Raw genomic sequence first — 12,638 nt, forward strand, 5'->3', positions numbered from 1 at the left:
CTTAGAAGTTCACGCCGAAGCTGAGCGCAACGAAATCGCGGTCATCGACGGTGGTGTACTTGCCATCAAAGAAGTTGGTGTAGGCCAGGCTCGCGGTGTAGGTGTTCTGATACTCGGCATCCACACCCAGGCTCACCGCTTTGCGGCCTTCCTCGAAGTTGCCGCCAGGGCCAGGCGAGTAGCCTTCCACGTCATGAGACCAGGCCACGTTCGGCTTGAGGTTCACACCGGCGAACACGTCGTTGTATTCCCAGATGGCACGACCACGGTAGCCCCAGGAGTTTGCGGTGGTGAACCCGTCGTTTTCGCAGTAGCGACTGACGTTGTTTTGTGGTCCGCCGGCCAGGGTGCCGCTGTTCAATGTCTGGCACTGACCACCGGGCAATGGACCGGGGCCGTAGCTCGGGTCACGGCCGTAACGCGCTTTGTTAGTGCTTTCCAGACCACCAACGTGAGTAAAGCCGACCTCGCCCACCAGGGTCAGTCGCTCGGCGCCCATCACCTGGTCGAAGAAGTGAGTAAGGGTCGTCTGGAGCTGGGTCACTTCCTTGCGGCGATAGCCTTTTTGATCCTCCCCTGGCGTCCCCTGGAGCACGGAAACGTTAGGGTTCAGCGGCGTCAGACCGGAAAACAGAATGTCGGTGGTGTTGAGCTGAACGGGAGCATTCGGCCGGTAGCTGACTTCACCGCTCCACGCAGTACCTGTCGGTAGCGTCGTGGAGAAGCTCAAGCCATACAGGCGAATATCTTCAGGGTACTCGACGTAGTAGCTGGAGTTACCGGCCACGTTCAATGGCAACAAGGTCGGTGCCAGGCTTGCCGCGACACCGGCCGGAACCCCCGCAGCCCTCAGTGAACCCACCAGGCCCGCCGCGCTGTAAGCGCTCGCCGGAGCACCCTTGCCGCTGAAAATCGGCGCACGGCTGTGGTAGTTCATGAAGTAGGCGCCGAACTCGGTGTCCAGCGGATCGAACATGTATTTGAAGGACACGCCGAATTGCCCGCTGTCACGAGCATCGCGATCCGGACCGCGACGAACGATCACGCCTTCATCCGGGTCCCCCCAGGTGACGCCCCTGGCAGCCAGGGTGTTGATGCTGGCATTACGCAACGAAGCCGGCAGCCCCGCCGCCGCCAATGCGCTGTTGAGCCCGTTACGGGTGCGCAGTACGGCCAGATTGTTGTCGCAGCCATCCGAAATCACGTCCGGTTGCGAGAAGAAGGTGCCGCAGTTGTCGGTGACGGTCTGGTCCCATTCGAGCTGGTAGAAGGCTTCGGTCGAGAGGTTCTCGGTGAGACTCTGCGAGACGTAGAACATGTTGACCGGGATCAGGCCTTCCTTGATCTCGGCACCGGGACGACGGAACGCGGACACATCGATCGGGTTGATCGAGTTGATACCACCGCCGATGAAGGTACTTTCACCCCAACTTACTACTTGCTTGCCCAGGCGCACGGAGCCCGGCTGATCGGCAACGGCGTAGTTGTGGTAGACGAAGGCGTCGAGGATCTGGCCGCCGGAGGACTTGGCGCCTTCCTTGCGGTTGTTGTCGCTGATGTCCTTGAACGGACGGCTTTCGTCCTTGAGTTCAAAGTCGTACCAGTATTTGCCACGGACGAAAACGCCGGTGTCGCCATATTTCAATTCAAGGTCATGGATACCCTTGAAGATCTTGGAGAACGTTTCGCCACTCTTGAAGTTCAGGTGACCGTCGTCCGAAGTCTGGGACAGGCCGCGGCCGCCGTTGTTGACGCCGATGAGGTTCTTGTTGGCACTTTGAGTCGACCAGCTGGAACCGATCGACAGGGACGAGTCGAACTGACCTTCGATTTCCCCAACGTTGAAACTGACGCCGAATGCTGGCCCGGCGAGCGAAGAGGCAAGACTGACCGCCAGGGGCAGTTTTGCCCGGCGCCAGAACTGGTTTACTGATGTCATCGACGCTACTCCATGTGCATTATTGTTATGGCAGTGAGCACTTTTAAAAACGCTTGGATGACGGGGAGCCAAGGTGTCCCCAAGTCATTCCAAAGTTGCATCGCCCCGGTTTGTGCGTTTGCCCCGTTCTTAAAAATCCTTGAGCGGACTATAGCCAGCAGGTAGTACTGCTTGATCCCTCTAAAGTGTGATTTGCAGCTGCCAGCCACTCTGGAACAGTCCTTTGCCAAGCCGACACCCGTCGGCACGGCAAGAATGGCTGAAATTTCAGATTTGACAAGCCAAGCGCTTGCTTGGTGGGGCTGGCGTGCCCTTTTGGGCACGCCAGGTGACGCTTAAAGCGTCGAGAGGAAAGTGCTGTTGTTGGCTTGCCATTCGGTGATGTCGACACGAATACGCTTCTTGTCGAGTTTGCCGACACTGGTCTTGGGAATTTCAGTAACAAGGGCGATCTGGCTCGGGATGGCCCACTTGCTCAGGTGCCCCTGCTCCACGAACGGCTTGAGGTGTTCCTTCAGTTCCTTGGCCCCGATCTCATGGCCTTCGCGAACCACCAGCAGGGCAAACGGACGTTCGCCCCACTGCGGGTCGGCGATGCCCACCACTGCTACTTCGCGTACCGCAGGGTGGCGACTGATCAAGTCTTCAAGGTCCAGGGAGGAGATCCACTCGCCGCCGGTCTTGATCACGTCCTTGATCCGGTCGCGAATGTCGATCACACCCATGCTGTCCAGAGTCGCCACGTCACCGGTGTGCAACCAGCCTCCGGCCCAGAGCTCTGCGCCTTTCTGCGGTTCCTTGAAATAGCCCTCGGTGAGCCACGGCGCACGCAACACCAGTTCGCCCTGGGTCTCGCCATCGGCGGGCAGGAAGTTGCCGTCGGTATCGACGATCGCCGCTTCCACCAATGGGCCTGGTACACCGGCCTTTATCCTGTACGTGGTGCGTTCGTCTTCGGTGCCGGCCATCAGCTCGTCATTGAGGTGTGCACACGATACCAACGGCCCGGTTTCCGACATGCCATACGCGGCGGTCAGTTGAATGCCCTTGGCCTTGGCCGCGTCGTAAAGCGCATGGTTCAGCGCGCTGCCGCCGATGACGATTTTCCAGCCGCCGAAATCCGTGCCTTGCGCCGCTTTGGCATTGAGGACCATTTGCAGGATGGTCGGCACGCAATGGGAAAAGGTGACCTTCTCCTTGCGCCACAGCTCCACCAGGTACTCAGGGTCATAGCGACCGGGATAGACCTGCTTGAGCCCGAGCATGGTCGCCACATATGGCAGGCCCCAGGCGTGCACATGGAACATCGGGGTGATCGGCATGTAAACGTCGTTGGTGCCCAGCAACCGCACGCTGTCGATGGCGCCCATGATGGTCGACACCCCCATGGTGTGCAGCACCAGTTGCCGATGGGTGAAATACACACCTTTGGGATTACCGGTGGTGCCGGTGGTGTAGAACGTGGTCGCGACGGAGTTTTCGTCGAAGTCCTGGAAGTCGTACTGCGTGCTCGCCGCCGCCAGCAATTGCTCGTACTCGCCGATCAGGTCCGGCAAGTCGGCGGTTTTTTCCGGCAGGTCAGTCAACAGCAGGGTTTTCTCGACGGTGGTCAGGTGCCCGGCAATCGCGTTGTAAAGCCCCACGAACTCACTGTTGACCAGCACAAAGCGGTCCTCGGCGTGGTTCATGGTGTAGAGGATCTGTTCCGGTGACAGGCGCACGTTAATGGTGTGGATCACAGCGCCAATCATCGGGATGGCGAACATGCATTCCAGATAACGATGGCTGTCCCAGTCCATCACCGCCACGGTATCCCCGGCCTTGACGCCGGCCGCCGTCAGCACGTTGGCCAGCCTGGCCACCCGTTCGATCAGGGTCGGATAGCTGTAGCGCAACTGGTCGCGGTAAATGATCTCGCGGGTTTTTTCATAACGAGCGCCGGACATCAGCAGCCGTTTAATCAGCAGCGGATACTGGTAAGCGCCTTCGGCTGGAGGGATAACGCGAGTCTGCAACATAAGAGTCCCTTTTCTGACTACACGGTCGTGGCTGAAAGTAAGCACTTTAGTGCCCTTGGGCGCCAGCCAAATCAGCCAAAGGAATGATTTGCAGAAGAGGGGCAAATGCTAGCTTTGCGCCACTGTCTGGACTGTTTCGTCGGGAATTCGGCAGTTGCGTTGTAAAACGTTGCAACGCATGCTCGTAACACTTGTCTGTGAGCCTACGTACCATACGGACACGATGAGCCGATCGGTTGGCAGCCAAACAGGTTGCCTCCCCCTGGTCGCCACGGCCTTCACCTCATCTTCAAGAGAAGGATCTTGTTCACTAGACCTGCCTGGTCAAACGCCATCGGTATTGCATAAATAATGAGCATTGAACTGAACGCCCCCGAGCACTGCCCATCGACACCTGCGCCCCTGGTTTCCATCGTGGCGTCCTGCTACAACATGCAAAAATTTGTGGAAGACGCCCTGAAGAGCATCTTCGCCCAGGACTATCCAAATTTCGAAGTCATCATCGTCAATGACGGGTCCAGCGACGACAGCCTCGCCATTCTCGAGCGATTGCAACAAACCTATGACTTCCAGCTGTATTCGCAACCGAACCAGGGCGTGAGCGCGGCGCTCAACCACGGCTTGCGATACGCCAAAGGCGTCTATGTGGCGACCCCGGACCTGGACGACATCATGCTGCCGGGGTCAGTGCGCATGCGCGCCGAATACCTGGACCAGCACCCGAACGTCGGCTGCGTAGGTGCGTTGGTCAGCTACATGGACAGTGATGGCAACACCATCAAGCAACAACACCGCGACCGGATACACACCTACAACTTCGATCAGGTCCTCAGAGGTGCCGTCGTGGTCGGCGCCCCTGTTGCCCTCTATCGCATGAAAGCGATGCGAAGTGCCGACTTCTACGCGCCGAAGCTGCGGGTTCAGGACTTTCAGATGACGTTGCGGATTGCCCGGCTGGGTTATGAGATCCATGAGTTGCCGATCTGCATGTCCCGCTATCGCCGCCATGCCAACAACCTGTCGAGAAAATACCGGACGCTGCTCCAGGCGGACCTTGAGGCGATCGCGCCGTACGTGAACCATCCCGGCTATCAGAGCGCCCGCACCAGACTGGTGAACAAGGCCCTCAAATATGCCGTGGTCGAGGACAAGAAAGAAGCCTGGCAGCTGTTGCGCTCGATTCCCTGGCGACACCTTAATAGAACCAGCTTCAAACGCTTCAAGCGGCTGGTATTACATCGCTAAGCGCGACTCAGTGCATTTCGGTAAATGCGAGTTTCACCCCGATAGCGATCAGTACCGCGCCCATGGTCCGATCGAACCAGTGGCCCATCCGGGCAAAACCTGCGCGCACGCGCTGCTGACTGAACAGCATGGCCACCAGGCAGAACCACACAGCGGTGGCCACCGCGAGGTAGATGCCATAGCCCGCCTGCACCGTCAGCGGCGTGTGCGGATTGATCACCACGGTGAACAACGAAAGGAAAAACAGCGTCGCTTTCGGGTTCAGGCCGTTGGTCACGAAACCTGAAGTGAAAGCGCCGCGAGCAGTGCGCTCGCCCGCTTCCTTGTGCAAATGATCAGTCGCAGGTTGGGCAGGCTGTGCTCGCAAGGCCTTGAAGCCGATGTACAGCAGGTACGCGGCGGCCGCCCATTTCAAGGCATTAAACAGCACGATCGACTGGGACACGATCAGGCCAATGCCGAGCAACGAATAGCCGACGTGCAGGAAAATGGCGGTGCCGACCCCCAGCGCCGTCCAGGTGCCAGCGCGACGACCATGGGTCACGCTCTCACGCACTACCACGGCAAAGTCCGGGCCGGGGCTGGCTACGGCCAACAAATGAATAAGGGCAACGGTCAAAAACTCTGTCCAGTACATGGGGGGATCCTTTTGGCCAAGCGTAACTGTTTGTTTCATCTGATAGGCTCGGCAGATTACGCCTTCAGTTCATTGCACAAAAGGTACAGTTGATGACGAACACTCACCGCGCCGTTTTCCTCGACCACCCGTCCCTGGACCTGGGTGACCTCGACCTCAGCCCGCTGCAAGAGTGTTTCAGCGACTTCAAGCTTTTTGCCCAAACCACGCCGGACCAAGTGATCGAACGCCTCAAGGGCGCCACCGTTGTCATCAGCAACAAAATCCCGATCGATGCCGCCGCCATCGCTGCCAGCCCCGAGTTGAAGCTGATCCTGATCGCCGCCACCGGCACCAACAACGTTGACCTCGTCGCCGCCCGCGCCCACGGGATTACTGTCTGCAACTGTCAGGGTTACGGCACGCCGTCGGTGGCGCAGCACACGATCATGTTGCTGCTTAATCTGGCAACACGCCTGGCTGATTATCAAAAGGCTGTCGGCGAAGGTCGCTGGCAGCAGGCGAAACAGTTCTGCCTGCTGGATTACCCGATTGTCGAACTGGAAGGCAAAACCCTCGGCCTGCTTGGTCACGGCGAATTGGGCGGCGCAGTCGCACGACTGGCCGAAGCCTTTGGCATGCGTGTACTGCTCGGGCAGATTCCCGGGCGCCCTGCCCGGCCGGATCGTTTGCCACTGGATGAGCTGCTGCAGCAAATTGACGCGCTGACCCTGCACTGCCCGCTCAACGAACACACCCGCCATTTCATCGGAGCCCGTGAGCTGGCCTCGATGAAACCCGGTGCGTTCGTGGTCAACACCGCGCGCGGCGGCCTGATCGACGAACAGGCCCTGGCCGATGCCTTGCGCAAAGGCCACCTGGGTGGCGCGGCCACCGACGTGTTGAGCGTCGAGCCACCAACCGCCGGCAATCCGCTGCTGGCCCACGACATTCCGCGATTGATTGTCACCCCGCACAACGCCTGGGGCAGCTGCGAGGCACGTCAGCGGATCGTGGGCCAGTTGACCGAAAACGCGCAGGGATACTTCAGCGGTAAAGCACTGCGGGTCGTCAGTTGATAGACTGCGGCACTTTTTTACAGGAGCAGAGTATGGATCCGCGCAGTGAAGTACTGCTTCGCCAGGCCGAGTTGTTCCAGGGTTCGGTGCTGCTGGCCGGTTTGCCCGCCGATGACTTGCTGGGCCGTCTGCCCGACGCTCATGGCTGGTGCTGGCATGCCGGCGATCAAGCGGCGCTGGACGCCCGTTTTGCCGAGCGTAGCCATTTCGGCGTGAATGTACCGGAGCGCGCGTTCGACACCGCCGTGGTGTTTTTGCCCAAGTCCAAGGACTTGACCGACTACATCCTCAACGCCCTCGCCTCCCGGCTGGCCGGTCGTGAACTGTATTTGGTGGGTGAAAAACGCAGCGGCATCGAAGGCGCGGCCAAGCAACTGAACCCCTTCGGCAAGCCGCGCAAACTCGACAGCGCGCGGCATTGTCAGTTGTGGCTGGTTACGGTGGCCACGGCACCGCAAGCCAAGTCGCTGGAAAGCCTGGCCCAGACTTATGAGTTGCCGCTGGCCGAAGGTCCGCTAAAAGTCATCAGCCTGCCAGGCGTGTTCAGCCACGGTCGGCTGGATCGCGGCAGCGCACTGTTGCTGGAGCATCTGGACAAATTGCCGAGTGGCCATTTGCTGGACTTCGGTTGCGGTGCCGGTGTGTTGGGCGCAGCCGTGAAACGTCGCTACCCACACAACCAGGTCACCTTGCTTGATGTAGATGCGTTTGCCGCCGCCAGCAGTCGTCTGACACTGGCTGCCAACGGCCTGGAAGCTGACGTGATCACCGGTGACGGTATCGACGCCGCACCGATGGGTTTGAGTGCGATCTTGAGCAACCCACCGTTCCATGTCGGGGTTCATACCGACTACTTCGCCACCGAGAACTTGCTGCGAAAAGCAGCTAAACATCTGAAAAACGGTGGCGAACTGCGCTTGGTAGCCAACAGCTTCCTGAAGTACCAGCCGCTGATCGAGGAGCATCTGGGGGTGTGCGCAATCAAGGCCGAAGGACAGGGTTTCAGAATCTATCGGGCCAAACGCGGCTGATAAATAAGTGCTTGCCTAACGGATTTTGCCTAGGCAGAATCCGCTCCGTCCTAGGGGAGTAGTCTCCCACGAGCGCCATGCTCGTCCGGCATACGTCAACATACTTGGTCAACAGACCATGGCGTATGCGACCCAAGCGTCCGCATCAGACGGATCGCAGGGTTTGACAAGACCTATGACACGAACACCTTACCCGGGGCGGGAAGGCTGTACGTGTCATAGCCGTGTCGACCCGCCCCTTAGGAAAACCCTGATGCTGGATTCACTTCTCGTTCCCACCGCAATCGTTGCCTTGGCCGAAATCGGCGACAAGACGCAACTGCTCGCGCTCATTCTCGCCGCTCGCTTTCGCAAACCCTGGCCAATCATCGCCGGTATCGTCGCTGCAACCCTGGCCAACCACGCGGCCGCAGGCGCGGTAGGTGCCTGGGTCGGCAGTTTCTTCTCGAATGCGACGTTGCACTGGATCCTCGCCGCGAGCTTTACCGCGACCGCATTGTGGACCCTGGTACCGGACAAGATGGATGACGACGAAGCCAGCACCGCCCGCAAGTTCGGACCGTTCCTGACCACGCTGATCGCGTTTTTCCTTGCCGAGATGGGCGACAAGACCCAGGTCGCCACGGTGATGCTCGCGGCGCAATATCCGGAACTGTGGCTGGTGATCATCGGCACCACCGTCGGGATGTTGATTGCCAACGTGCCGGTCGTTTTGGCCGGTAACTTTGCCGCGGACAAACTGCCCTTGACCCTGATCCGTCGCCTGGCGGCGTCGGCATTCTTCATCCTCGCCATTGTCGCGGTGTACAAGGCGATGCAGAGCAGCGGCTGGGTCTGACGTGGCCTCTTTGTGGCGAGGGGGCTTGCCCCCGTTCGACTGCGCAGCAGTCGCATGGCAGCAGACCGAGGTGTAACTGAAGCATTTTTGTGGAGTTCAATAAGGGGCTGCTTCGCAGCCCAACGGGGGCAAGCCCCCTCGCCACAAGAGCAGCGCCGCATGGCTATCAGGACTTTTTGGCTTTCTCGTACAACGGCATGACTTTCGGAATCGCCGCTTGCAAAGCAGCAATCCGGCTGGCCGACGCCGGGTGAGTGCTCAAGAACTCTGGCGGTGCACCATTCGAGGCTTTGCTCATCTTGTTCCATAGGGTGATCGCGGCGTTCGGGTTGTAACCGGCACGGGCGGCCAATTCGAGGCCAATCAGGTCCGCCTCGTTTTCATTGCCGCGACTGTTGGGCAAGGTCATGCCGTATTGGGCCACGGTGTCCGCCAGAGCCAGGCTGCCCTCGCCCAGACCGAACAACGCCCCGGCGCCCTGCTTGGCCATTTCGATACCGTAAGCCTTGGACATCGCTTCACGACCATGTTCACGCAAGGCGTGAGCGATTTCATGGCCGATGATGGCGGCGATTTCGTCGTCAGTGAGTTGCAGGGTGTCGATCAGCCCGGAGTAGAAAATGATCTTGCCGCCAGGCCCGCAGGAGGCATTCAGCTCATCGCTCTTGATCAGGTTCACTTCCCATTGCCACTGGGCCGAATCCGGACGGAACACTGGCGCCTGGGCAATCAGGCGACTGGAGATCGCCTGGACGCGCTTGGCATTGTTACTGGTCTTGTCCAGCACGCCTTTGGTGTTCGCCTCACCGACAGTCTTTTGATAAGACTGGGCGTACATCTGGTTGACGTCGTCGGTCGACAGCATGCTGAACATGTACTGTTTGCGTTCAACGCCCACCGCGCCACCGCTGGTGGTGTTGACCGACTGACAACCGGCGAGCAGCAAACCTGCGCTCAGTGCACACACAACCAATGTCTTGTTCATCAAAAAACTCCCTGAAAACATGCCGCGTATCCTAGGCGTGGATTTGCATCGACGCCAGATACAACAGAGGTGTAGACGCACATTTCAGACAAAGCTCTCATGGCCGTAGAAAAAAACTCACATAACGATCAATTAGTTCATGGTTTAACAATCGCCGGAAGGTCCTGCGGACCTTATCGCGAGCGGGCTCGCTCCCACAGGGGATGCTCCTGTGAACACATTTTTTGTGAACACTGCAGATCAAATGTGGGAGCGAGCCTGCTCGCGATGAGGCCAGCACCAACGCCCATTTAGCCCGGGGTCAAACACTCCGGCCCATTGAGCTTCGGATCATTCACCAGATTCGCCAACACCCGCTCGCGCAACGCCGCGGGCTCACTGGCGAGCAACGCTTGCAAAGCATGCAACGGAGTCTCGGGATTGAGCCATGCTTCCTGCCCCGCCGCATCGAGAATCAAAGGACGGCGCTGACTCGCCGCCGGTTGCGTGATCACTGCCGTACTCAGCCACACCTGCTCCTGCACCGGATACGCTTCCCAAATCGCCGCAAAGAACAGCGTCGAACCCTCACCCGGCGTCAACCAATACGGACGCTTACGTGTGGTGCCGCGCCATTCGTAAAAACCATTGGCCGGCAGCAGGCAACGGCGTTCGCGCAGGGCCTGGCGAAACATCGGTTGTTCGGCAACGGTTTCGGCCCGGGCATGGGCTGGCGTGCGAGACAAATCAGTCAGCCACGGCGGCGTCAAACCCCAACGCGCGCGGGCCAACTCACGCTGACCGTCAACACCGGCGCGCAGCATCAACACCGAATCGTTGGGGGAAATATTCCACTGGGCCTGCTGATCGGCGGGAAAGCCAGGCAGGGCCGCGAAGGCGGGGTTCCAGCGAAACAGGGCATAACGTCCACACATGGGGCAACACGACTCTTGATAAAACGAACGTCAGCCTAACAGACCAGCGTGCCGGGAAAACTGTCCGGCTCATCGCCGGGCAGTGGCAGCGCGGCATTGTACGCAGTGATCAGCTCCCGGGCGTACTCGGCCTCGTCGTTATCGACCGACAGACCGAGCAGGCCAAAGGTCGGCAATTCTCCGCTGCCACCGAGCAAGTCACGCCCAACAAGATGCGCTTCTATGCCCTCGCTGGCCAACATGCTTTGCAGCAACTCTCCTTCCATGAGGTTTTCCGGCTCGTAGATTCGCTGCATGGGGCGCCCCTTTCATTCGTTTTCGCTGTGAACTTCGAGCAACCATTCCTGACCGTCAGTCTGCAGGACAAACGTGATGGGGCGACAACACACCGGACAGTCTTCGATATAGGTCTGATCGCCGCCGGACAAGTCCAGAACGGCCTCAGCCTCTTCACCACAATATGGACATTCGTAGCGCTCGGTTTCCAGCATCGCGGTCTCCCAGGTGACTTGTGCGTATAATCGCCGGTCTATTTGCAGGGCTATTTTTGTCTGGCTAACTTTTCAGACCGTACCCCGTTGGTTTTCGATCAAAACCTTTACTTACCCTAGCCGTTTCTAACAAGAGAGCATGATGGGCGAATTCGATGCCATCCGACCTTACAATGACAGCGAAGTCCCTGCGGTGCTGGACCGGCTGCTCGGCGACAAGGCGTTTCTAGATATCCTCATCCACTTCCGCTTCCCGCGTTTTGCCGGTGCTTTCGGCTGGATGCTCAAACCTCTTATAGCTCATCGGCTGCGCCGTGAGTTCGCCGACGTTACGTCGGTGGCCACGTTGCAGGATAAAGTCGAGATGTACGTCGACCACACCATCGAGCGAGCCACGGACGGGGTGACGTACACCGGCGTCGAGCAGTTCAAGTCCGGCAGCGCCTACCTGTTCATTGCCAACCACCGCGACATCGTGATGGACCCGGCCTTCGTCAATTACGCCGTGTACCACGCCGGCCTGCCGACACCGCGCATCGCGATCGGCGACAACCTGCTGCAAAAGCCCTTCGTCAGCGATCTGATGCGCCTGAACAAGAGTTTTATCGTGCACCGTTCGATCACCGGCCGACGCGAGAAGATGGCGGCGTATCAGTTGCTGTCGGCCTACATCAACCACTCGATCCGCAACGATTGCGCCTCGATCTGGATCGCCCAGGCCGAAGGCCGGGCCAAGGACGGCGACGACCGCACCGAGTCGGCGATCCTCAAGATGTTCCACATGAGCCGCAAGGACGAGCCGTTCGGCGAAGTCATTCAGTCGTTGAACCTCACCCCGGTTTCGATCAGCTATGAATACGATCCGTGCGATCAAGCCAAGGCTCGCGAGCTGTTCATCCGCGCCACCACCGGCAGCTACACCAAAGTGCCGGGCGAGGACGATGTCAGCATCGCCAAGGGCATCACCGGCTACAAGGGCCGGGTGCATGTGAACTTCGCCTCGCCGATCACTGAACTGTTCGACGACACCAAGCAATTGGCGGTCGAGATAGACCGGCAGATCCTCGGCGGCTACCGCCTGTTCCCGGTGCATTACCTGGCCTACGCCCAGTGGAAAGACGCCGACCCGCAATTGCAGGTGCCGAAAGCCTCTGAAGTGTTTGCGGCGGACGAACTGGCCAAGGCGCAGGAGCAATGGCAACAGCGTCTGGACGCGTGCCCTGAGGAGCATCGTCCGTTCATGGTCCTGCAATACGCGACGCCGGTGCGCAATCAGTACCGTGTGAAAGCAGGTTTGCCGCTGTAGGGATTTTGGCTGGATACGACAACGGCGCTCTATTTGACTGTCACCACATCACCTGTGGCGAGGGGACTTGTCCCCGTTGGGCTGCGAAGCGGCCCCAAAACCTGCGATCATATTTTTCAGACAGGCCAGGGGTACCGACTTACGACTGCTGCGCAGCCGAACGGGGATAAATCCCC

At 59.2% G+C, this 12,638-nt stretch carries 12 protein-coding genes and 1 riboswitch; of the genes, 5 read left to right on the forward strand and 7 right to left on the reverse strand.

All coding sequences use genetic code 11. The features are described from left to right. Position 1: 1 nt before the first annotated feature. Positions 2–1,939: a DUF1302 domain-containing protein gene (locus tag ACQ4OB_RS01750; protein WP_430955010.1), complete on the reverse strand. Its 1,938-nt coding sequence runs from the start codon at positions 1,937–1,939 to the stop codon at positions 2–4. 335 nt (positions 1,940–2,274) lie between these two features. Further along, a complete protein-coding gene (locus ACQ4OB_RS01755; RefSeq protein ID WP_074880151.1) occupies positions 2,275–3,957 on the reverse strand; it encodes a fatty acid--CoA ligase in 1,683 nt (560 codons plus the stop codon). Between the two features lie 351 nt (positions 3,958–4,308). On the opposite strand from ACQ4OB_RS01755, the gene ACQ4OB_RS01760 reads away from it, so the two are divergent. Continuing rightward, positions 4,309–5,202, forward strand: coding sequence for a glycosyltransferase family 2 protein (locus ACQ4OB_RS01760; RefSeq protein WP_074880154.1), 894 nt, complete (start codon positions 4,309–4,311; stop codon positions 5,200–5,202). Between the two features lie 7 nt (positions 5,203–5,209). On the opposite strand, the gene ACQ4OB_RS01765 is transcribed toward ACQ4OB_RS01760, so the two are convergent. Next, the gene (locus ACQ4OB_RS01765; RefSeq protein ID WP_076029816.1) at positions 5,210–5,839 is read right to left on the reverse strand and encodes a LysE family translocator; all 630 of its coding nucleotides are present in this window, start codon (positions 5,837–5,839) and stop codon (positions 5,210–5,212) included. A gap of 92 nt (positions 5,840–5,931) precedes the next feature. On the opposite strand from ACQ4OB_RS01765, the gene ACQ4OB_RS01770 reads away from it, so the two are divergent. From ACQ4OB_RS01770 to ACQ4OB_RS01780, 3 genes are all read left to right on the forward strand, one after another. After that, complete coding sequence (locus tag ACQ4OB_RS01770) at positions 5,932–6,897, forward strand: 2-hydroxyacid dehydrogenase (RefSeq protein WP_430955011.1); 966 nt, start codon at positions 5,932–5,934, stop codon at positions 6,895–6,897. Positions 6,898–6,929: 32 nt separating this feature from the next. Continuing rightward, positions 6,930–7,928, forward strand: a complete 999-nt coding sequence (locus ACQ4OB_RS01775) for a class I SAM-dependent methyltransferase (protein ID WP_074880163.1) — start codon at positions 6,930–6,932, stop codon at positions 7,926–7,928. Positions 7,929–7,968: 40 nt separating this feature from the next. Further along, a riboswitch (yybP-ykoY riboswitch) is annotated at positions 7,969–8,093 on the forward strand. Positions 8,094–8,181: 88 nt separating this feature from the next. Continuing rightward, positions 8,182–8,766 (forward strand): TMEM165/GDT1 family protein, encoded by a 585-nt coding sequence (locus ACQ4OB_RS01780; protein ID WP_102615272.1) that lies wholly within the window; start codon positions 8,182–8,184, stop codon positions 8,764–8,766. A gap of 166 nt (positions 8,767–8,932) precedes the next feature. Here ACQ4OB_RS01780 and ACQ4OB_RS01785 read toward each other — a convergent pair whose 3' ends face one another. The 4 genes from ACQ4OB_RS01785 to ACQ4OB_RS01800 form a co-directional block, all read right to left on the reverse strand. Further along, complete coding sequence (locus tag ACQ4OB_RS01785) at positions 8,933–9,751, reverse strand: M48 family metallopeptidase (protein ID WP_430955012.1); 819 nt, start codon at positions 9,749–9,751, stop codon at positions 8,933–8,935. Between the two features lie 290 nt (positions 9,752–10,041). Next, positions 10,042–10,665 (reverse strand): SOS response-associated peptidase, encoded by a 624-nt coding sequence (locus tag ACQ4OB_RS01790; RefSeq protein WP_046048287.1) that lies wholly within the window; start codon positions 10,663–10,665, stop codon positions 10,042–10,044. A 35-nt stretch (positions 10,666–10,700) separates the two neighbouring features. Then, positions 10,701–10,961, reverse strand: coding sequence for a putative signal transducing protein (locus tag ACQ4OB_RS01795; protein WP_074880171.1), 261 nt, complete (start codon positions 10,959–10,961; stop codon positions 10,701–10,703). A 12-nt stretch (positions 10,962–10,973) separates the two neighbouring features. Continuing rightward, a complete protein-coding gene (locus ACQ4OB_RS01800) occupies positions 10,974–11,156 on the reverse strand; it encodes a CPXCG motif-containing cysteine-rich protein (RefSeq protein ID WP_008153387.1) in 183 nt (60 codons plus the stop codon). 142 nt (positions 11,157–11,298) lie between these two features. On the opposite strand from ACQ4OB_RS01800, the gene ACQ4OB_RS01805 reads away from it, so the two are divergent. Then, a complete protein-coding gene (locus ACQ4OB_RS01805; RefSeq protein WP_173860457.1) occupies positions 11,299–12,462 on the forward strand; it encodes a 1-acyl-sn-glycerol-3-phosphate acyltransferase in 1,164 nt (387 codons plus the stop codon). Positions 12,463–12,638: the final 176 nt, after the last annotated feature.

This window comes from Pseudomonas sp. ES4, assembly GCF_050586665.1.
GTDB classification, from domain to species: domain Bacteria; phylum Pseudomonadota; class Gammaproteobacteria; order Pseudomonadales; family Pseudomonadaceae; genus Aquipseudomonas; species Aquipseudomonas frederiksbergensis.

Coding starts and splice junctions, on each gene's coding strand:
- ACQ4OB_RS01805 (WP_173860457.1), top strand. CDS start 11,299: ATGGGCGAATTCGATGCCATCCGACCTTACAATGACAGCGAAGTCCCT.
- ACQ4OB_RS01770 (WP_430955011.1), top strand. CDS start 5,932: ATGACGAACACTCACCGCGCCGTTTTCCTCGACCACCCGTCCCTGGAC.
- ACQ4OB_RS01765 (WP_076029816.1), bottom strand. CDS start 5,839: ATGTACTGGACAGAGTTTTTGACCGTTGCCCTTATTCATTTGTTGGCC.
- ACQ4OB_RS01775 (WP_074880163.1), top strand. CDS start 6,930: ATGGATCCGCGCAGTGAAGTACTGCTTCGCCAGGCCGAGTTGTTCCAG.
- ACQ4OB_RS01780 (WP_102615272.1), top strand. CDS start 8,182: ATGCTGGATTCACTTCTCGTTCCCACCGCAATCGTTGCCTTGGCCGAA.
- ACQ4OB_RS01795 (WP_074880171.1), bottom strand. CDS start 10,961: ATGCAGCGAATCTACGAGCCGGAAAACCTCATGGAAGGAGAGTTGCTG.
- ACQ4OB_RS01755 (WP_074880151.1), bottom strand. CDS start 3,957: ATGTTGCAGACTCGCGTTATCCCTCCAGCCGAAGGCGCTTACCAGTAT.
- ACQ4OB_RS01760 (WP_074880154.1), top strand. CDS start 4,309: ATGAGCATTGAACTGAACGCCCCCGAGCACTGCCCATCGACACCTGCG.
- ACQ4OB_RS01790 (WP_046048287.1), bottom strand. CDS start 10,665: ATGTGTGGACGTTATGCCCTGTTTCGCTGGAACCCCGCCTTCGCGGCC.
- ACQ4OB_RS01800 (WP_008153387.1), bottom strand. CDS start 11,156: ATGCTGGAAACCGAGCGCTACGAATGTCCATATTGTGGTGAAGAGGCT.
- ACQ4OB_RS01785 (WP_430955012.1), bottom strand. CDS start 9,751: ATGAACAAGACATTGGTTGTGTGTGCACTGAGCGCAGGTTTGCTGCTC.
- ACQ4OB_RS01750 (WP_430955010.1), bottom strand. CDS start 1,939: ATGACATCAGTAAACCAGTTCTGGCGCCGGGCAAAACTGCCCCTGGCG.